At 62.9% G+C, this 19060-nt stretch carries 18 protein-coding genes and 2 pseudogenes; 5 read left to right on the forward strand and 15 right to left on the reverse strand.

The window, feature by feature from the left end:
- Positions 1–9: 9 nt before the first annotated feature.
- The 14 genes and pseudogenes from trbG to NKJ67_RS19095 all read right to left on the reverse strand — a co-directional run bounded on the left by trbG (position 10) and on the right by NKJ67_RS19095 (position 14682).
- The gene (gene trbG / locus NKJ67_RS19030; protein ID WP_352582381.1) at positions 10–1038 is read right to left on the reverse strand and encodes a P-type conjugative transfer protein TrbG; all 1029 of its coding nucleotides are present in this window, start codon (positions 1036–1038) and stop codon (positions 10–12) included.
- Complete coding sequence (gene trbF, locus NKJ67_RS19035; RefSeq protein WP_352582383.1) at positions 1028–1759, reverse strand: conjugal transfer protein TrbF; 732 nt, start codon at positions 1757–1759, stop codon at positions 1028–1030. The genes trbG and trbF overlap by 11 nt, the downstream gene beginning before the upstream one ends.
- Positions 1760–3082 carry a P-type conjugative transfer protein TrbL gene (gene trbL / locus NKJ67_RS19040; RefSeq protein WP_352582385.1) on the reverse strand — a complete coding sequence of 441 codons (1323 nt, stop codon included), beginning with the start codon at positions 3080–3082 and terminating at the stop codon, positions 1760–1762.
- Between the two features lie 36 nt (positions 3083–3118).
- Positions 3119–3844, reverse strand: coding sequence for a P-type conjugative transfer protein TrbJ (gene trbJ / locus NKJ67_RS19045; RefSeq protein WP_023697876.1), 726 nt, complete (start codon positions 3842–3844; stop codon positions 3119–3121).
- Positions 3841–6275 (reverse strand): annotated as a pseudogene (gene trbE / locus NKJ67_RS19050) (conjugal transfer protein TrbE). The gene trbJ and the pseudogene trbE overlap by 4 nt, the downstream one beginning before the upstream one ends.
- The gene (locus tag NKJ67_RS19055) at positions 6269–6541 is read right to left on the reverse strand and encodes a VirB3 family type IV secretion system protein (protein ID WP_352582387.1); all 273 of its coding nucleotides are present in this window, start codon (positions 6539–6541) and stop codon (positions 6269–6271) included. The pseudogene trbE and the gene NKJ67_RS19055 overlap by 7 nt, the downstream one beginning before the upstream one ends.
- Entirely contained in the window at positions 6541–6849 is a 309-nt protein-coding gene (locus NKJ67_RS19060) for a TrbC/VirB2 family type IV secretion system protein (RefSeq protein ID WP_023689362.1), read from the reverse strand. Before NKJ67_RS19060 ends, NKJ67_RS19055 begins: the two co-directional genes overlap by 1 nt.
- Positions 6850–6860: 11 nt before the next feature.
- Positions 6861–7829, reverse strand: a complete 969-nt coding sequence (trbB, locus tag NKJ67_RS19065) for a P-type conjugative transfer ATPase TrbB (protein WP_023689363.1) — start codon at positions 7827–7829, stop codon at positions 6861–6863.
- Positions 7826–8239: a CopG family transcriptional regulator gene (locus NKJ67_RS19070; RefSeq protein WP_352582389.1), complete on the reverse strand. Its 414-nt coding sequence runs from the start codon at positions 8237–8239 to the stop codon at positions 7826–7828. The genes trbB and NKJ67_RS19070 overlap by 4 nt, the downstream gene beginning before the upstream one ends.
- 120 nt (positions 8240–8359) lie before the next feature.
- A complete protein-coding gene (locus tag NKJ67_RS19075) occupies positions 8360–10390 on the reverse strand; it encodes a conjugal transfer protein TraG (protein ID WP_352582391.1) in 2031 nt (676 codons plus the stop codon).
- Between the two features lie 636 nt (positions 10391–11026).
- Entirely contained in the window at positions 11027–12457 is a 1431-nt protein-coding gene (locus tag NKJ67_RS19080) for a deoxyguanosinetriphosphate triphosphohydrolase family protein (RefSeq protein WP_352582393.1), read from the reverse strand.
- 3 nt (positions 12458–12460) lie between these two features.
- On the reverse strand, positions 12461–12628 hold the full coding sequence (locus tag NKJ67_RS19085; RefSeq protein ID WP_352582395.1) for a hypothetical protein: 168 nt from the start codon (positions 12626–12628) through the stop codon (positions 12461–12463).
- 77 nt (positions 12629–12705) lie between these two features.
- The gene (locus NKJ67_RS19090; RefSeq protein ID WP_352582397.1) at positions 12706–14112 is read right to left on the reverse strand and encodes a hypothetical protein; all 1407 of its coding nucleotides are present in this window, start codon (positions 14110–14112) and stop codon (positions 12706–12708) included.
- A 210-nt stretch (positions 14113–14322) separates the two neighbouring features.
- Positions 14323–14682 (reverse strand): hypothetical protein, encoded by a 360-nt coding sequence (locus NKJ67_RS19095; protein ID WP_196807089.1) that lies wholly within the window; start codon positions 14680–14682, stop codon positions 14323–14325.
- A gap of 321 nt (positions 14683–15003) precedes the next feature.
- Here NKJ67_RS19095 and NKJ67_RS35160 point away from each other — a divergent pair.
- From NKJ67_RS35160 to NKJ67_RS19115, 5 genes and pseudogenes are all read left to right on the forward strand, one after another.
- Positions 15004–15324: pseudogene (locus NKJ67_RS35160) on the forward strand (8-oxoguanine DNA glycosylase); the annotation flags it as partial.
- Between the two features lie 44 nt (positions 15325–15368).
- The gene (locus tag NKJ67_RS19100) at positions 15369–15803 is read left to right on the forward strand and encodes a hypothetical protein (RefSeq protein ID WP_156937412.1); all 435 of its coding nucleotides are present in this window, start codon (positions 15369–15371) and stop codon (positions 15801–15803) included.
- Positions 15803–17005 carry a PfkB family carbohydrate kinase gene (locus tag NKJ67_RS19105; RefSeq protein ID WP_352582400.1) on the forward strand — a complete coding sequence of 401 codons (1203 nt, stop codon included), beginning with the start codon at positions 15803–15805 and terminating at the stop codon, positions 17003–17005. The genes NKJ67_RS19100 and NKJ67_RS19105 overlap by 1 nt, the downstream gene beginning before the upstream one ends.
- The gene (locus tag NKJ67_RS19110; RefSeq protein ID WP_027026480.1) at positions 17002–17598 is read left to right on the forward strand and encodes a 7-cyano-7-deazaguanine synthase; all 597 of its coding nucleotides are present in this window, start codon (positions 17002–17004) and stop codon (positions 17596–17598) included. The genes NKJ67_RS19105 and NKJ67_RS19110 overlap by 4 nt, the downstream gene beginning before the upstream one ends.
- A gap of 67 nt (positions 17599–17665) precedes the next feature.
- Positions 17666–18259 (forward strand): nitroreductase family protein, encoded by a 594-nt coding sequence (locus tag NKJ67_RS19115; protein WP_027026479.1) that lies wholly within the window; start codon positions 17666–17668, stop codon positions 18257–18259.
- Between the two features lie 406 nt (positions 18260–18665).
- On the opposite strand, the gene NKJ67_RS19120 is transcribed toward NKJ67_RS19115, so the two are convergent.
- Positions 18666–18923, reverse strand: a complete 258-nt coding sequence (locus NKJ67_RS19120) for a hypothetical protein (protein ID WP_352582402.1) — start codon at positions 18921–18923, stop codon at positions 18666–18668.
- Between the last annotated feature and the right edge of the window lie 137 nt (positions 18924–19060).

The following is a 19060-nucleotide window of genomic DNA, read 5'->3' on the forward strand; positions in this document are numbered from 1 at the left end:
AGCCTCCCCTCACCTGCCAAAACGCGAAAACAGCGAAACCCGCCGCGGCGGTTGCCGACCGTCGGTTCTCGTAATGCGCACCACCTGCTGCTGTTTGGTGCCCAGCCTTAGCTCGGCCGCAGCAAAGAGGCGATCGACGATGTAGTAGTTGCCGCGCATGTGATAGTTGACGAGCTGGCTGTCCCCGTCGGCTCCGACGATGAAGAGCGGCGGCGCCTCACCTTGGTCGATACGGCGAGGGAATTCGATATAGACCCTGCTGCCATCATCAAAGGCGCGCGTCGGTCTCCACGGTGGCGTGTCGCCGGCGATCGAATAGCGGAAGCGGATGTTTTCGAGTGCTACGTTCGAGGCCGCGGGCATTTCAGCCTCGGCCTGAGCGTTGCGCCGCCGAAGCGCCACGAGTTGGTCTTCGCTGTAAATCCAGGAGAGCGCCGCCATGGCAGTTTTCTCGGTGCTTTGAAGCTGCAGGTGATAGGATCGCCTGTCCGTCGTGATGACCAGATTGGTGGCAAGCCCCGGCGCGAATGGCTTCACCAGCACATGAGTGCGCTGGTCATCGCCTGAGCCACTAACGGTGTCACCGATCACCCAACGGACCGTATCGCCGGCTGAGACCGAGGTCAGCTTCTCGCCCCGCTGCAATGAGATATCGGTGACGCGCTCCGGCGCGGCGTAGAGCTGGTAGAGCGCGCCGTCGGCAAAGGGGTAAACCTGCACCGCATTGACATAGCCAAACTTGGTGGGTTGTTGCGTCGCCGCCTTGTTGGCATCGGCGACCTGTTCTTCCGGCGAGCGCTTATCTGGGGCGGGCTTGCCGGGTGCGGGCATCAACTGACCAGGCAACGGTAACGGTTTCGGCACTTCCACGACCTTGACCGGCTTCTCCGGCGCCTTCTCGATCGCGGCTGGTTTGAAGTCCTCGTGGTCATAGGAAATCTGAGGCGGCGGCACTGGCTTCGAGGCACAGGCCGAAAGAACCGCAGCAGACGCCGACAGGATCAAGGCAGCACGAAGCAATTGGGCTCTATTTGTCATTGGCGGGCTCCTTAGGGGAAACGGGGGTTGGCGCGGCGCTGTCGAGCTCGCGCGACCAGTCGATGGCGTTGATGAAGACGCCGAGCGGGTTCTTGCGCAGCTGCTCGGTTGTCCTAGGCGGGCGGATGAGGATGGTGAGGATCCCGATCCAGCGCGTCGTGCTGGCGAGGCTGCCGCGCTCGAACACCTGCTCGGTCCATTTGACCTGGAACGAGCTGTCGGAAGCCCTGACCACGCTGGTCACCTGCACTGACACGCTGCGCGTGCCGATTTGGCCGAAAGGGTCGTTCGCCTTGGCATATTCGTTGAGGAAGAGCGCCGCTCGGTCGGTGGCAAAGTCGTAGGCCGACAGCCAATTCTGCCGCACCAGAACCGCATCGGTGGAAACCGAACGGACATTCTGGATGAAGCGGCTGAGATGCCAGGCGATCTGGGCATCGTCGGGCTGGTAGTTTTGGACTGCCGGCGCGACCGCGTGCGCCTCGCCAAAGCGGTCGACCTCGACGACATAAGGCACGACGCGGCCCTGCATCGACTGCCACAGAAGCCCACCGGAAAGCCCCGTCGTCAGAGCCAGGCAGCCAAAGGCCATGAAGCGCCAGTTCTTGGCCTGGACGCGCGCCGTGCCGATGCGCTCATCCCAGAGTTGGCTGGCCTTCTGGTAGGGTGTTACGGGTTCGGGCGTCTTTCCATAACGCTGAGCGGGTCGCTTGAAGAGCATCTAGTCTTCCTTGTCATTGAGGGAGGGATTGGCGCCGCTTCCGCCCCGATCTCCATCGCGCACCGCCTGCGTGGCAGCATTGCGATGGGCGCGTGCGGTCTGTTCGGAACGCAGACGCCTTGCCCAGACCGGCGCGGGGTCAGAGGCTGCAGCGGGCGAGGTTCCTGTCTTTGACGCGGTCGGCATGCCGCCGGTCGCGGTCCAGCCGGCATCGCGACCGGCGTCGGCACTACGGCGGAATGGTTCTGCTGCGGATCGCATTCCCCGCATCGCGGCGCCGCTAGCGGCACTCGCAACCCCCTGCAGCCCAGCAGCTACCCCGGACAGCCCGGACTCGGGCGATGTCGCGCGCCCCGTCTGCCAAGCGACGGTGGCAGCGGACCCCATGGCGGTGCCGGCACGGACTGCGGCGAGGCCGCCGCCTGTTGCCATGCGCGCGCCGGCAAACGCAGCGCCTCCGGCAACGAGCGTTGATCCAGCTGCGGCCGCCGTTGTTCCAAGTGCCGCGCCGGCGCCAAGCTGCGGCGCGCCGGAAACAAGACCCGAGGCAATCCCGGGGCCGAAAATGCCGAGCCCAAGCAGCGCCAGCGCACCCAGCACCTGAGACATGGCCGCCGCCAGGTCCGGCTCCTGGCCCTGCAGGGCGGAAGCGAACTCGCCAAAGAGCGTGGAGCCGATGCCGACGATGACGGCAAGCACCATCACCTTGATGCCCGACGAAATCACATTGCCGAGCACGCGCTCGGCCAGAAACGCCGAGCGGTTCCAGAGCGCGAAGGGCACCAGGACGAAGCCGGCCAGCGTGGTGAGCTTGAACTCGAGGATGGTGATGAAGAGCTGGATGGAAAGAATGAAGAAGGCGATGAGGACCAGGAACCAGGCCAGAAGCAGCACGAAGATGGTGAGCGCGTTACCGAAGATCTCGGGGAAGCCTACTAGCTGGCTCGCTTGATTGAGGAGCGGCCAGGCGCCCTCGAAGCCGGCCGCGGCAATGCGGCCTGGCCGTAGGAGACTGTCGGCGGGCAGGTTGCCGGCCGATGCGTTTATGCCGAGACCGGCAAAGGAGCGGTAAATTATGTCGGCGAGGTTCTTGAAATTGTTCAGGACGAAGGCGAAGGCGCCGACATAGAGCACTTTGCGAACAAGCCGGCCAAGAATGTTGGGCTCGCCGCCGAACGCCCAGACCAGGCCTGCGAGCGTGATGTCAATGCCGATCAGAATGGTGGTGAGAAAGGCAACGTCGCCCGAAAGCAGACCGAACCCACTGTCAATGTAGCGGGTAAAGGTCTCCATGAAGCGATCGATGACTCCGAGGTCGTTCATGTCGCCGCCTTCCTCGTTGTCTTGAAGAACTGCCGATCAGTTGCCGGGATAAGCCGTGCCGGTGCCCAGGAAACGCTTCGTCGTCTCGCGAGCGGCTTCCTCGGACTGCGCCTTGCGCGCCGCATCCTCGGCCTCGGCCCGGAACTGGGTCGCAAGCAGCGTCTGGATCTGCATCTGCTGCTTGGTCGAAAGCGCGATCAGCTGATTGGTGGCCTGGCTTGCCTCGAGGGCACCTGCCGCGCCCTGACTGCGATTGACGAGGTCGGTAAGCAGGTCGCCATCGGCCTGCACGTTCTCGACGATCTGCGACTGCGCGCTCATGGTCTGGCGGAACGCCTGCATGGCGCTCTGCCAGCGCTCGCGCGCGGCGCTCGCCACATCGCTGACCTTGATGGTGGCGTCGTAGCTTTCCGGATATTGCCGGCGCCACTGGTCCTGCAGCTTATCGAGATCGAAGCTCAGGCCGCTCGCCTGGGTCATCAGACCGTCAATCCGTTGGAGCGAGCCGGTAAGCTGGCCCACGGAAGAGAAATCCAGGCGCTGAAGGTTGCGCGCCATGTTCTGCAGCATAGTCGCCTGGTTCTGAAGCGACTGGATTTGGTTGTTGATCTGCTCCAATGCGCGTGCTGCCGACAGCACATTCTGCGTATAGTTGGACGGGTCAAACACGATGAGCGCATAGGCCGGCTGGACGTAGTCAGCCATCGGTTTGGCGATTAGGGAAACGGTGACCAGGCTAGTAAAAAGGCGGCGTCCGATCATGACGATTGCTCCTTGTTAGGTTGAGGAAATTGCTGGAGAAGCTCGGCAGCCCAATCCAGGCCGCGCGCACTGAAGAAACGGGCGGCAAAGCTGCCTCGCCCTTCTTCGGAAAGAATATTGTCGATCAGGGTCTGCGCGGCCGGGTCGGAGGCGCCGCAAAGCGCAAGAGCGATCGGGCCTAGCCCGAGCTCGAAGAGGCGATTGCCGCGGCGCGACTGCAGATAGTAGTGGCGCTTCGGCGTGGCGCGGGCGACCAATTCGATCTGTCGCTCATTAAGACCGAAGCGCTCATAGGCTGCCCGTGCCTGCGGCTCCACCGCACGATCATTGGGGAGAAAAATGCGCTGCGGGCAGCTCTCGATGACTGCGGGTGCGATAGAAGAGCCGGCGATGTCGGCAAGCGACTGCGTCGCGAAGATGACGGAGACGTTTTTCTTACGCAGCACCTTAAGCCATTCGCGGATGCGGGCGGCAAAGAGCGGGTTGTCGAGATAGACCCAGGCCTCGTCGAGCATGAGCAGCGTCGGCCGCCCGTCAAACCGGTCCTCAAGACGATGGAACAGATAGGTGAGCACAGGCAGCACAGCGCCTTGGCTGTGCATCAGTTCCTGGGTCTCGAAACACTGCACATCCGAGATGGCCAGCCGGTCGTCATCGGCATCGAGCAGGCGGCCGAATGGACCGTCGAGCGTGTAGGGCATCAACGCCGATTTGAGCGCATTGGACTGAAGCAGGACCGACAGGCCAGTCAGCGTGCGTTCCTGCGCCGGCGCGGTGGCGAGGCTGGTGAGCGCCGACCAGATTGCCTCCTTCACCTCCGGGGTGACGGTGACATTCTCGTGGGCAATGAGGCCGGCGATCCATTCGGCCGCCCAGCTCTGTGTGGCCGGGTCGTCGATGTGGCGCAGCGGCTGGAAACCAAGCGCACCATTCGCACCCAACGCATGGTGGTCGCCGCCCATGGCAAGCGCGGCGGCGCGGGCCGAATTGCCTTTGTCGAAGACATAGATTTGCGCGCCAGCGTAGCGCCGGAACTGCAAAGCGATCAGGGCAAGCAGAACCGACTTGCCGGCACCGGTCGGCCCGACAATCAGCATGTGGCCGACATCGCCGATATGGGTCGAAAGCCGAAACGGCGTCGAGCCGCTGGTTTCGGCGAAAAGAAGCGGCGGAGCGTAATCGCCGGTGACCTCGGCAAGGTGCTCGTTCTCCGCTGGACCTGCCCACACGGACGACAGCGGCACGAGATGGGCAAGGTTAAGCGTGTGAACGAGCGGCTGGCGAACGTTGGCGTAGACATGACCCGGCAATGAACCAAGCCACGCTTCGACGGCATTGATGCTTTCGCGAATGGTGGTGAAGCCGAGCCCGTTGACGATCCGCTCGACGGCGCGAAGCTTTTCCGCGGCGGCTTTACGGTTCTGATCCCACACCGTCACCGTTGTGGTGAGATAGCCGAAGCCGACATGATCGCCGCCCAAGGCCTGCAGTGCTGCATCGGCATCGACCGCCTTGTTGTCGGCGTCGCTGTCGACGAGAGGCACCGGTTCGTTGGTCACCACCTCGCGCAGAATAGCCGCGATCGATTTGCGCTTGGCAAACCACTGCCGGCGGAGCCGAGTCAGCGTCTTCGTGGCTTCCGCCTTGTCGAGTGGAATGAAGCGCGTCACCCAGCGATAGGCGAAATCCTGGTTATTGAGCGCATCAAGGATTCCTGGCCGGGTGACGTTCGGAAAGCCGAGAACTGTGAGCGTGCGCAGATGCTGCTCGCCCAGCATCGGCTCTAGGCCGCCGGTCAGCGGCGCGTCAACCAGGACGCCGTCGAGATACATTGGCGTTTCCGGCACGGCGACCGGATGACGGCGTGTCGAGATCGTGCCGTGCAGGTACGTCAGGGTCTCGGCATCGTCGAGCGCGCGCACCTCGGGCACGAAGCCCGAAAGAAGATCGAGAACACGGTCAGTCTCGTCTCGGAACCGGGCAAGCTCCTGGCGCCAGTCTCTTTCCCCTCCCAAGTCATGCGAGTCGACGAGAGCACTTTCCGCGCGCGCTTGGCCATCGGGCCCAGGCATGAAGACCAAGGTCAGATGATAGATGCTCTCGAAATGCGCGACCTTGCCCTCGAAGGCCGCGCGCCGTTCCTCATCGATCAGCCATGAGGCAGCATCGGGAAGCGCCGAGCTCGGATAGCCCAGCGCTTCGCTGCGCTCGGCCTCGAAGAATAATGCCCAGCCGGAGCCGAGCCTTCTCAGCGCATTGTTTGCCCGCGTTCGGCCTCCGTCGCGCTTTCAAGGTCGGGGCCACGAAACCGCAATGTCCGCTGGGAGCTGCCATCCTTGTTGAGCACGATGCCGGGCGCGACGAGTGCTGCCCACGGCAGATGGTCGGCAAGCCGGTCGGCTTTGCCGCGGTATTCGGAAAGCTTCAGCATGCAAGCCAGCCCTTTTGACGAAGATGACGGACAAGCACGCTGGCAAAATCCGGATCACGTCGTGCGGCAAAGACCGCGAGCGTGTGGCCGGCGATCCAGAGGATCAGACCGGCAATCCACTGCTGCAGGCCTAGGCCGACGGCCGCGGCCACCGTGCCATTGAGGATCGCCACCGCCCGCGGCGCGCCGCCGAGCAGGATCGGCTGGGTGAGCGCCCGATGGACCAGAACCTCGAAGCCTTCGATATGCTGCTCTCCGGTGCTCATCAGACGACTGCCCCGCCGCCAAAGGAGAAGAAGGAAAGAAAGAAGCTCGAGGCCGCGAAGGCGATCGACAGGCCGAAGACGATCTGGATCAGCCGGCGGAAACCGCCCGCCGTGTCGCCGAAGGCAAGGGTCAGGCCGGTGGTGATGATGATGATCACCGCGATGATCTTGGCGACCGGCCCCTGCACCGATTCCAGAATCTGCTGCAGCGGCTGTTCCCACGGCATGCCGGAGCCGGCAGCGTGGGCCTGGGCCGTGAGAAGAAGCGCGACGGCGGCGAACGAAAGAAAGCGAAGCTTCTTGCGCATGAGGTGACCTTTCAGAGCTGCTGGAGTTGCGGAAGTGTGAGCGGGGTGACGGCGTAATCGCCGCTGCCGTCGAGACCCGTGACCTCGGCGATCGCGTCAACGCGGCGCGCGGGTCCTCTTCCGGCAATAAAGATGACCAAGTCGACGGCATCGGCGATCAGCCGGCGGGGAACGGTGACAACGGCTTCCTGGGCGAGCTGCTCAATACGATAGAGTGCGGAGCGTGCCGAATTGGCGTGAACCGTGGCAATGCCGCCGGGATGTCCGGTGTTCCATGCCTTCAGCATATCGAGCGCTTCCGCGCCTCTGACTTCGCCGACGATGATGCGGTCGGGCCTCAGCCGTAAGGTCGAGCGTACGAGATCGGCGAGTGTGATGGAGCCCCGCCTCGTCCTCATGGCAACGCAGTCCTTGGCCGCGCATTGCAGCTCGCGGGTGTCCTCAATTAGGATCACCCGCTCATCGCATTCGGCGACTTCTGCCAGTAGAGCATTGGTAAGTGTCGTTTTGCCCGACGATGTGCCGCCGGCGACCAGGATGTTGCGCCGCTCGCGCACCGCCTTCCTCAGGGCATCAGCCTGCAGCGGAAGCATGACGCGATCGGCGACATAGTTGGCCAGCGTGTAGAGTTTTGCCGCCGGTTTGCGGATAGCGAAGCATGGCGCCAGCACGACCGGCGGTAGCAGACCCTCGAAGCGCTCGCCTGATGGCAATTCGGCACTGACAATCGGACTATCTGCATGCGCCTCGGCGCGTACATGGGAGGCGACGAGCCGGATGATGCGTTCCGCCTCGGAAGGATGCATATGCACGCCTGTATCGACCCGGCCTTCTCCCAACCGGTCTAGCCTGAGCGTGCCATCGGGATTGACCATCACCTCGATGACGGTCGAATCGGAAAGGGCCTCGGTGATCGCGGCGCCCATGGCTGTGCGCAGCATGGCTCGGCGGCGGTGGTCCGCTGCGGGATGAGAGTTCATCCTTCGCCTCCGTTGCCATTGCCGTAACCAAGCGAGCGCTTCCCGGAGGCAATCTGGCGACCGACCTGCTCGACGAATTTGTCAAAGCGCTCTTGGGCGATCGCCTGTGTCGCCCGATCCGGAATTGGCGTGTGGGCATGAAGCGTGATTGAAAAGCGGATTAAGAGCGCCAGGCTCTCCAGAGTTATTTCGGCGTCGCGCCTGACATGGTCGAGATCGCGGGAAAGACGGTCCAGCCGCTTGCCGAAGCGCTGGTCGAGCTCGTTTTCACCACGCCGTTCGATGAAGGCCTCGACCGCTTTCGCGACGATTGCCGATTTCGTGGTCGACGGGTTGCGGCTGAGGGTTTCCAGCTTCTCGCTCAATTCGGGTTCGAGCAGAAACTGGTGGCGAATGCGATGGGGCTTCATACGTCTCGTTCCGACTGGCCGGCGCTGATGCGACGGCGGTGCGAACGAACATCGCCGAGATCCGCAAAATCGCTTATGGGCGTTATCTACGCCGAGATACGCCTCAGTTGCGGAAAGCGTTCAGAAGCCGGGGATGATGTCCTTGTCGTCGCCCCTTCCCTCGTTGAGGCCGTAGGCGCTCGCCGCGGTAGAAACCCGGTCCATGACGCGCTTGTCTGCGGGTGCCTCGGCGTCATCGTCCGACAGATTGAAGAGGTCATCCTGATCAGGCTCCCGAGAGACGACGACGTGTTCTTCAGGCAGGCCGGGATGACGCTGCTGTTGCACGCCGCTCCCTTCTTCGATTGCCGCGCCGGCGTTTTCGTCATCGGCAGCGAGACGGCGGTCAACACTGCGGACTTGTCCGCTCCAATCGTCGGGGCGCGACGCAGGACAGTCCGCGTACAGACCCTCCCGCAACACCGGCGCCGGCAGCACCCGTTCGGTGAAATTCGGATCCTGGTAATAGCGCAACTTCTGGGCGCGGATCGGCGGCAACCCCGAAACAAGGATTAATTCGTCAGCTTGCGGCAACTGCATCACTTCGCCAGGCGTCAGCAGCGGGCGAGCAGTCTCCTGGCGACTGACCATGACGTGCGAAAGCCAGGGCGCCAGCCGGTGGCCGGCGTAGTTGCGCATGGACCTGAGTTCCGTCGCCGTACCGAGCGCATCCGATATGCGTTTGGCCGTGCGCTCGTCGTTGGAGGAAAAGGCAATGCGCACATGGCAATTGTCGAGAATGGCGTTGTTCTCGCCATAGGCTTTGGAGATCTGGTTCAAGGATTGCGCGATCAGATACGCGCGGATGCCGTAACCCGCCATGAAGGCGAGCGCGGTCTCGAAGAAGTCGAGGCGACCAAGAGCCGGAAATTCGTCTAGCATCATGAGCAGTTGGTACTTGCGGCTTTTCTTCGGGTCACCTTCCAGCCGCTCCGTCAGTCGCCTGCCGATCTGATTGAGCACCAGTCGCACCAGTGGCTTGGTGCGCGAGATATCCGATGGCGGCACCACTAGATAGAGCGACATCGGTCGTTCCGCATCCATGAGGTCGGCAATGCGCCAGTCGCAGGCCGATGTTGCCGAGGCAACCGTCGGATCACGATAGAGCCCGAGAAACGACATTGCGGTCGAGAGAACGCCAGAACGCTCGTTCTCTGACTTGTTCAGCACCTCGCGAGCCGCCGAGGCCACGACGGGATGGACCCGAGGTGTGTCCGCCGTGCCGAGGTGGTTGGTGGTCATCATCCGCAGCAGTGTCGCGGCAAACGAGCGTTGCGGATCCGACAGGAAAGTGGCGACGCGCGCGAGCGTCTTTTCTTCTTCCGCGTAGAGCACGTGCAAGATGGCCCCGACCAAGAGTGAATGACTAGTCTTCTCCCAATGATTCCGCCGCTCCAGCGCGCCTTCCGGATCGACGAGAATGTCCGCGATGTTCTGAACGTCGCGGACCTCATCTGAACCCCTGCGCACTTCCAGCAGCGGGTTATAGCGCGCCGATCTCGAGTCGGTCGGATTGAACAGGAGGCAGAAAGAGAACTTCGACCGCCAGCCGGAAGTCAGCTGCCAGTTCTCGCCTTTGATGTCGTGAATGACGGCCGAGCCGGTCCAGGAAAGAAGCGTTGGAACGACCAATCCCACGCCCTTGCCCGAACGTGTCGGCGCAAAGGCCATGACATGTTCCGGCCCGTCATGTCGCAGATAGTGATCCTTCAGTTTGCCAAGGAAAACGCCGGCCGGCTCAAACAGGCCTGCCTTCTCGATTTCCCGAGCCGCGGCCCATCGTGAGGAACCGTAGGTGGTGACCAACCCCCTCTGCCGCGCGCGCCAGAGGGAGCCAGCTATTGCGGCCGCACACCCCAAGAATCCGCTGGCTCCGGCAAGCATGCCGGCCTTGTCGAAGACCTCAGGCGCATAGGCGTCGAATTGAAACCACCATTCGAACAGTTTCCACGGCTTGTAGATCGGCCGGGCCGCCGCGGCAAACCATGGCGCGCCAAGCTGCGGCTGATACTCCAGCATGTGGGCGCACCATTGCGTTGCCGCCCATACGCCAACGATGACGATGGCGAACACAACGACGATCTGGCCGACAAGGAGCTTCGTTGGTGTCACGGGCACATTCCACTGTTTGGTAGTAGATGGAAGCAGCATGACGTGACGTTTCAGAATATCGAAGATACCCAATATACGCGCGCGTGCGATGCAGTGAACGTTGCAGGCTTGGCAGACTGGGGCGCCAAGAAGTGTCATCGCGAAGGGCGACGAGCGAATGACTTGTATGGGGCCGGTACCCGACCGACTGCTTCTGGGTGTCGAGGATCGAATAGCTGTCGGACGCGCGGACCTCTTTTATCTGCGGGTTCCGACTCCGTAGCGGACGGTACATCAAATTCACAAACACCGCTCTCGGGCTTTGCTGATTTTGAGAATGTCTGCCTGAGGCAACGCAGCTAAGGTCAGCGGGAGAGCTGGGTTCTCAGGACCGCTGAGATCCCGGAATCAAAAGGCTGGTACCTCGTAAAGCGAAAAACCCGCCGGCAGCGGGGCTGCCTTCCAATCCATAGCAATGGCTACCCGTTTGGGCTGGACGACCGGCCGCCCGTTCACACACCCCGCCAGGCTGGTCGGTCGGAACCATCGAGATCGAGCCAAGCGGTAAGGCCCCAAAGCACTACGGGCCCGACACCTACCGCTTCGGCGCGGCGCTGACGCGGGAACCAGGCTCCACGCAGACTAATGGAGCACAGGTTATATCGGTTTGAACATGCTTTCAGCGGCATCGGAGTTAAGGCGCGCCCAGAACTCCATCGCGTACCTGTCCGTCATGCCGGCGACGAAGTCGCAGACCTCACGTGCTTTGACGCTTACATTAGGCGCTTTCCGAATGCGGCCCCGGACATCGGCGGGCATCAACAAGTCACCCCGGTCTCCCATCAAGGCCTTGAAGATGTCGGTGACGAGGTCGTAGCCCCGGTATTCACCAAGCTTCACGCGCGGCGCATAGATCGCAGCCACAAATGTGTACTGCTTCAACACCTCCTTGCGGAGCATGAGCTTCTCCGGAAGGTATACTTGGCTGAGCGATGGGCACTCTTTGTGGGCTTTGAGTTCGGCCCCCGAGATGAACTGGTGTACGAGTTCCGATGAGAATTCTGTCCTCTTGTAGCCGTCCTCGCTCATGACCTTGGAGGTGCGGTACGCCTCGGCGAATGTCAGCAGGCTCTCGTCGCGCTTCGCTTGTTGGGCGATGTCGTCTTCTATCACGATGCCGTCGAGCGGCGAATCCGCATCCTCCGCCGGCTGCTCTATTATCTCGGAGAATATCTCCATGAAGACAGCCTGTATCTCATTGATGGTCACCGTCCGCTTCATCGGCTTCGAGGCCCTTTTCGCTACCGCGCTGAGCAAAGCGTCGTCCGAGGCCAGCATCTCCGCAGGGGACAGGAACCCGACTTTGAAGCAATCCTCGAGGTCGTAGACCGAGTAGGCGATGTCGTCCGCCAGATCCATGATGCTGCATTCGATCGTGCAGAATTTCTCCTCAGGACCGAGGACGTAGCCGTTGAGCGCCGATGCCTTGACCCGGTCGACGATAATTTTCTCCGAGCCGTAGTAGCCTTTGACAAAACCGTCCGCCGCCTTCCGGATGGCGGGTATCTCGTTGTCGTACTTCAGAGTGGCCGCGATGGTCCGATGGCAGAGATTGAGCCCTGCCCTATCGTCCCCCGCCAAAGGTTCGGCGTACCGCAACTTCTTCTCAAGGCGCGTCAGGATTCTGAGGGTCTGCGCGTTCCCCTCGAAGCCGCCGTAGCGTTGCATTGCCTTGTCGAGCGCGCTCTCGCCGTTGTGGCCGAACGGCGGGTGACCGATGTCGTGCACGAGCCCGGCGGTCGCGCAAAGCCTTGGGTCGATCTTGCCGCCGAGATCCTTGTCGTACTCGTAGTTGATGCGCTCGGCGATGCCCTGAGCGATCTGCGCCACTTCCAGAGAGTGGGTGAGCCGGTTGCGGAAGAAGTCCGACTCCCTGCTTGGGAAGACCTGGGTCTTGCCCTGTTGCCGGCGGAAGCTTGCGGAATGGATTATCCGCCCGTAATCTCGGCCGAACTCGTCGCGCCACTTTTTGTCGTGGCCGTCCTTCTCGGGGACTACTTCTCGGCTGCGGTCCGCATCGGTGTACATGGTCTAGGCCGGCTGATTAACGTGGCCGTGCTGCTGTCCATCTTTGGCATCATCCTGCGCCTTCTTCTCCTGCACACGCTGCTCGGCCAGGATCCGTACCGTCTCCCGCAGAGTGCTCAGTTCCCGCTTCGCCTCCTGCCTTGCGTGCACGACAGCCTGGAAGTTTGCCATTCTATCTCTCCTGCTTGTTTGTCGACCCAACGTTGGACCCTGGATGTTCTCATTATGTTCTATTTCGACGGCCTTGGCTATGCATCGTCCGCCCGAATCATGCGCGTAGGTACCCCGGCCTTTCGTGCGACGTCGGCTATGTGGCTCGTCAGACCGACTTCGCCCCGCAGCAGGAGCCCGTGCCCGATCGGAAGCGACTGTACCCGCAGCCGCAACGATTCGAGACCCTCCGACACGTCGAATACTGCCCATCCATCCGCCTCGCCCGGAACGATGATCGAGCCGGCCGAACGGCTAGCGCCACGGTGAAGTTGCATGACCCAGACCTGCTCGCCGTCGAACGCCCACTCGAAGCGTACGTCGCCCAGCGCGGCGACGAGGCGGGCGTGCGTGGCCTTGACGGTCGCCACCACTATATCCGGAAGGGCCATCGGCGGCGTAGTGCCCTGCATGAAGTCCTCGCCGGTGCCGCGGGCGCCTTCAACATAGAGGATGCGGTCCGCACCCTGCACCGCTGCGCCCGACCAGACGGCCGGCACGGCCTCCTGGGCCAGCACGGATACGATCGCGCTGCCGTCGGGATCCTCCCTCGACAGTAGGGAGAAGGGGTCCAACCATCCTCGCGAGGTGGTGAACTTGCCCGGTACCTGTTCCACCGGACACGTCCTGGTCCAAATCTCCTTGGACCCGGTCGGCGTGCCGAAAGCAAATGGGGCCAAGCGCCGGCCAATTACCGTGCTCCGTGGAACCGGAAAACCAGCCAGGTGCGCGACGAGCAGGCCGAACGCTTTGTCGCCCATCATCCGGGAGAAATCGTTGGGCCACCGAACGTCCACCCGATTGCCGGGCAGGGTTTCGTGGGCACCAAACTCCCAATAGAGAACGTGCGACTGCCGGTAACCCCGCGGTGCGGGGTGGAGGCTGAACTCGAGGCGGGCCGCCTCGCCATGGGCGAGCTCGGGCCCGAATCCAAAGACGGTTTGGAAGGCGGCGTTGGCCCACGGGGCAGGGAGGGAGGCAAAACCTTCCCTCTCGACGCCACGGGGCGTCGCGTCGGGACGGAACTCCACGACATCATCGAGGATCACGCCGGAGACGCCGCCATCGGACACGTCGATGGTCTCATTAACTATGGCGAAGCTTCCGTCCGCCGCGAAACGGGCCAGAGCGGTCAGAACGGCCTCAGAGTCCTGCAGCGCATAGAGGAACTCGCGGCTCTGCGAAGACGCTTCGCTGAAGGTGCGAATGTTGACCGTTCCTTCCCCGCTCCGTCCGAACAGCGCCTGCACGGCTTCCGAGGCGGTGGCGAATTGGTGGTTGGCCGGCAATCCGGCCAGCCGGCAGTATTCCTGCCGGGGTCCCGAGGGCGACGGCGAGAAGCTCACGAACTGGGCGACGTTGAACCTCTCGGCCAGTCGGTCCAGCGTGGCGTCCTTGCGGAAGTCAGGCGGGGCGAGGTGAGACAGGTTTCCGGAATGGATCATCGGCGCTTGGGATCCAACATGGTCATCAGGTCTCGCTGCTCATTGGTTTTACACTTGGGACGGTAAACACTCCCTTTGCAAGCGACAAATCGACCGCAGCTTTTTGCACAAGCAAAAGACGGTACTGCGACAACCTGGCACTTGCGGCACCGGGCCACGGATCGCGTGCCTGACGATTCTCGCCGCCGAATCTCTTTCGCGCCCTCTCTATCATACGAGAGCCGAAAGGTTGTTAAGAATATGCAGAATATGCATTCGATGCTCCTCCGGCGCGTTGCGCAGGCGGCTCATGGCCTCCTCCAACTCGGAACCGGACGCAGTTGCCGTGCTGTCCGCCTTCACGAGCCAGTCAGCGAGGTCGGCCTCGAGCCCGGCGGAAGGCGGCACCTTGCGCGAAAGAACCTTGCTCACATGCCCTTGGGTGACGCGGCAGAACTCTGCCAACTCGCGCTGTCGAGTGCGAGTGCTCCTTAGGACGGCGTTCACGGTATCGATGATATCCGTCGATTGCATTGACCTGTGTTTCACGAAATGAATATAATGCATAATTCTTCGGGACAATTTATGCAACACGTCATCTCCCTCCACAACGGCACACCCGTGAGACGCTTCCTGCCCGATCCTGCGGAGTCCGTGGTCCCGGGAGTGGCTTGGGGCCGGTTTGAAGAAGCGTTGACCCCTGCGTTCTGGGCCGCACAGGCCTGGATGCAGGAATTGGCGGGCGGTGAGGCGTTCGGCCTTGGCGACACCCTAGCGGAGGAAGTTGCCGCCTGCCTGCTCGGTGGGTACGGTGCGCCCGCTGAAGTCGGTCTCGCGGCATATGGGAGGGTGCGGCAAGCGATGCGTAGCACTGCCGTCGTTGACGTCGGTGCGATTGAGGCCATGCTCACGATGCCTCTGAAAGTTGGCGACAGGTTGGTCCGGTATCGCTTCGCCAGGCAAAGGTCGCGACAACTGGGAGAGTGCCTCGCGAGGATCGCCGATATCGACGAGGCCGCGCTGGACGACATCTCGCTCAGGGACGCACTGACGCGGCTGCCGGGGATCGGCCCCAAAACGGCATCTTGGGTTGTCCGGAACCGCCGGGCGAGCGACGAGGTCGCGATACTCGATATCCACATCGTGCGGGCGTGCGTCCATATGGGAATATTCGGCGGCGGTGCGACGCCTGCGAGGGACTACGCGGGCCTCGAATCCCGTTTCATCGGGTTCTGCCGCGCTGCTGGCCTACGCGCTTCCTTGCTCGATGCACTGATGTGGCGAACCATGCGATCGATCGGCCCGTCATTCGCGGGCTTGCGGCCAGCGTCGAATCCGAGTTCAACTGGAGGACGCAGCAGGGGGAAGACAGCATGTCCGGAGGTGGCGGCTCGAGCAGGGACGATCTGAGTCCGGGAATCGGAGGGGGGCCGGACACCTGCGGCCAGACCTACAACGCCCCCATCAACAGCCCCAAGCCTTCCGTGCTGGGGCCCGTGTCCATCGGTACCGTTCTCACCGTCGACGTCGTCCCCACCGGCACTACCAGCACCCTTGTCGTCCGTGACGCGATGGGACGAATCGGCGGCTCCCTGACTTTCCTGGGCTATACGCAAGTCATCAACTGCATCGTCCAACGTGGCGTGGCCTACACGGCGACGGTGCTGGCCATCGCGGGCGGCGTCTACACCGTCGAGGTGGTTCCCGTCTGATGCGCAGCCTTTCGGTGGTAGGCGGCATCTACCGCGAGCGCTGCCTGCAACCGACCTGGGATGCCGTCCTCGGATCCGCCGGTCGCGCCGCCCAGGCACTCGGCACCGTCAAGGCTTCGCGGAAGCGGTTGCACGCTTACATGGGCGATCGGGCGCGGAGCGAAGTCGAACTCCTCGCCGAGCTCGCCGACTTCGAGTTGGTACCCACGGACCTGCCTTTCCTAGTGTTGTTTGACTACGCACATACGCTTGGCGACCCTGTCATATCGCCGCCGATCGGCTTGATGGGCCAGCGACCGCCGCTCGCCGTCAAAGACGACGTCGTGCTCCGCTACGGCATGCTCGAGGGCGATGCCGTCGTCGCCGCCAACATCGCGGTTTACGATCCACAATCCGCTTTCGGCGCTGCCGCGTTCACCGCCAACGGCTCGTCGGCCAAGAGGCTTGCAGTGGTGCTCAACAGGCTCGAGATGCGCTCGATCACGGGCGAGGAAGATCCTCGCGCCGGCGCCGACTGGCTGTTCCGGAACGACGGCGCCGAGGTGGTCGTGCTGAAGATGGGTGCCTTGGGCGCACGGGTAATCACGCCGGACGGGGCGTGGGAAATCCCCCTCTATCGATCGGAGCGCGTTTGGAAATTGGGATCCGGCGACGTCTTCTCCGCAACGTTCGCTGCAATGTGGGCCCTGGAGGACATGGCGCCCGATGACGCGGCGGACATCGCGTCGCGGGCGACCGCGTGGTACTGCGGCCACCGCGCCCTTCCCACCCCGGACGCCGCCACGCTTGCCACGATGCCGTTCGAGCAGGTGCGCCCGGGTACGGGCCGCATATACTTGGCGGCGCCGTTCTTCGACCTCGGGCAGCGCTGGCTGGTGGAGGAGAGCAGGCGTGCCCTGCTGCAAGCAGGTGCCCAGGTATTCTCGCCCATCCACGAGGTCGGACCCGGCGCGGCCGAGGTCGTCGCTCCGGCGGATCTCGCCGGCATCGAAGACTGCGACGTGCTCCTGGCGATCGTCAACGGGATGGACCCCGGGACCGTCTTTGAGGCGGGCTACGCCATCCGCAAGGGCATACCGGTCGTCGCGCTGGCCGAGAATTCGCGGGAGGAGGATCTCAAGATGTTCGTAGGCTCCGGAGCGACGGTGACCAACGACTTCGCGACCGCCATCTACCAGGCTGTCTGGAGACTGCCGCGATGACTACCGCCTTGCTCCTGTCGGGCGGGATGGACTCTGTGAGCATCGCATGGTGGCTTCGGCCCGACGTCGCATTGACCATCGACTACGGCCAGAAGCCGGCCGAAGCCGAGATCGACGCCGCCGGCCACGTGGCCCAACTACTCGGCATCTCGCACGAGGTGATCCGGGTCGACTGCTCATCCCTGGGTTCTGGCGACATGGCCGGTACCGCGCCCGACGCCGCGGCGCCAGTGTCGGAATGGTGGCCCTTCCGGAACCAACTGCTCGTCACGCTGGCCGGAATGGCGGCGGTGCGCCGTGGCGTGTCGCGGCTGCTGATAGGCGCTCTGGCCACCGATGGCGCCCACGCCGACGGTCGGCCGGAGTTCGTGGAGCGGGCATCGCGGCTCATGGCCATGCAGGAGGGCGGGATAGTCGTCGAGGCGCCCGCCATCGAACTCGATGCGGTTGAGCTGGTGCGTCGATCGGGAATCGATCAGGGCACGCTTGCCTGGGCGCATTCCTGTCATACCGGCAACTACGCTTGCGGCAGGTGCCGCGGCTGCACCAAGCACTTCAACACATGGCAGGCCCTTGGCTGGACTCCTCACTGACGAACCCCACCCTCGAACGCCAGCAGGGAAATGGGTTGCGTGGCTCCCGCCCGACTGCACCCTATCGGTGCTGGACCCGCCGCAGCCAACGCATGAGCACGCCTTCCAGGAAATGCTGCAGGCCCGCCGATCAAGCGTCGGGGGTGATATTGCTTGGTCGGACATCGAGGCGGTGCTCTGGCATTCGGCCAGAACGGTCACGAACGGCGGCGTCGGACGCGCCGGGATCGAGATTGAGCGGCGGCCAGCGCCAGCGGCGGGCGGGCTTCACTGCATCCATATAGTCTGCCAGATGTGCGCAAACGATGGGCAGCCGAGGCTGTACCTGCCCAGGCATGGGTTCGCTGAGCTCAACCACCGCGCTGGCTCGGCGGCATTAAATCGGGCGGAGGTGGTCCAGCTGCTTCCGGGGGCCGCAGGCTGCACGCTTCGGTTCGTGGCCGACATGGACAAGGTCTCAGCGGCGTACAACAATCCGGAGAGCTTGGTATGGCGCGATTCCGGAGCCCTGGCGGCCACAATAGGTCTCGTGGCCGAATGGCTCGGCCTTTCTGCAACCATGCTGGGTATTGCGGGTGGAGAATACATGCGGTCGATCGGATTTCCCCGCGAACGCTTCCTCGCCGTGGGGGGTATTCAAATTTCGTCCAGGTCTCGCTAGCCAGTAAATGCCGCAGTCTTAGCAGGCGGCGAATCGCGCTCGTTCGCTGTTTCACCTTAAGAATCCCGTTGGCTTCCAGCTCCCTCTCAAGTTCCAGGCAGTGTCTACTCCGGTCTCGCCAGGGCCAGAAGCTGGCGGGCCAAGTAAGGGCGACGTGGTCAATCTTGCCCAATTCAGAGTAGGTATCGTCCAAGTCCGTTACCGTCCGAACGTCGTGCCAAGGGCTGGCGGATGTCCGCTTTTGGGAACCGGCCGCCGACGGCTGCAATGGGGGGCAAAGCAGTGGTTGGCGAAGTAAAAAGATCGAGAACTGTTCCTGTCGCGATAACGCCACCGCCAGTGCCGGCCGATTGCCCCGATTGGAACAACGGGCCCTGTATTCGGCCGTACGCTGCTCAGACTTGAATTACTCGTCCGGCTTCTGCAGAACGGGCGACGAGGCTTCCGCGGCCGGCGCGGTCGGATAATGAAAGTTGATCGTCTGTAGATCGCCTGCGTCGATCTTAAGGGACCATTCGCCCTTCGTCGGCTCGCCGAGATGTCCGCCGATTGCTGCGCGCAGCGCCGGCAGCAGCTTCTCTGCGACGTGCATTTCGACATCGCCGACGAGCTCCTCGACAAGCCTGCCGGCCTGTTCTGCTGATCCCGTCCCGCTCGGGATCACGATCGCCGATATAGCCGAGCTCGGCGCGGTCGAACCACAGATCTATGTCCTCTGAGAATCTGCGATCGCGCCGTAAGCTTTGGATAAGGACGTTCCGCCTTTGAAGAGCAAGGTAGGCGTCCTCCTTTGGCACCTCG

Source organism: Mesorhizobium sp. M0088 (assembly GCF_040322895.1).
Classification (GTDB): Bacteria; Pseudomonadota; Alphaproteobacteria; order Rhizobiales; family Rhizobiaceae; genus Mesorhizobium.

Bases quoted from the DNA above. Each gene is read 5' to 3' on its own strand.
- trbB (WP_023689363.1), bottom strand. From the start codon at position 7,829: ATGAACTCTCATCCCGCAGCGGACCACCGCCGCCGAGCCATGCTGCGC.
- NKJ67_RS19080 (WP_352582393.1), bottom strand. From the start codon at position 12,457: ATGTACACCGATGCGGACCGCAGCCGAGAAGTAGTCCCCGAGAAGGAC.
- NKJ67_RS19085 (WP_352582395.1), bottom strand. From the start codon at position 12,628: ATGGCAAACTTCCAGGCTGTCGTGCACGCAAGGCAGGAGGCGAAGCGG.
- NKJ67_RS19110 (WP_027026480.1), top strand. From the start codon at position 17,002: ATGACTACCGCCTTGCTCCTGTCGGGCGGGATGGACTCTGTGAGCATC.
- NKJ67_RS19055 (WP_352582387.1), bottom strand. From the start codon at position 6,541: ATGAGCACCGGAGAGCAGCATATCGAAGGCTTCGAGGTTCTGGTCCAT.
- trbG (WP_352582381.1), bottom strand. From the start codon at position 1,038: ATGACAAATAGAGCCCAATTGCTTCGTGCTGCCTTGATCCTGTCGGCG.
- trbL (WP_352582385.1), bottom strand. From the start codon at position 3,082: ATGAACGACCTCGGAGTCATCGATCGCTTCATGGAGACCTTTACCCGC.
- trbJ (WP_023697876.1), bottom strand. From the start codon at position 3,844: ATGATCGGACGCCGCCTTTTTACTAGCCTGGTCACCGTTTCCCTAATC.
- NKJ67_RS19070 (WP_352582389.1), bottom strand. From the start codon at position 8,239: ATGAAGCCCCATCGCATTCGCCACCAGTTTCTGCTCGAACCCGAATTG.
- NKJ67_RS19090 (WP_352582397.1), bottom strand. From the start codon at position 14,112: ATGATCCATTCCGGAAACCTGTCTCACCTCGCCCCGCCTGACTTCCGC.
- NKJ67_RS19105 (WP_352582400.1), top strand. From the start codon at position 15,803: ATGCGCAGCCTTTCGGTGGTAGGCGGCATCTACCGCGAGCGCTGCCTG.
- NKJ67_RS19060 (WP_023689362.1), bottom strand. From the start codon at position 6,849: ATGCGCAAGAAGCTTCGCTTTCTTTCGTTCGCCGCCGTCGCGCTTCTT.
- trbF (WP_352582383.1), bottom strand. From the start codon at position 1,759: ATGCTCTTCAAGCGACCCGCTCAGCGTTATGGAAAGACGCCCGAACCC.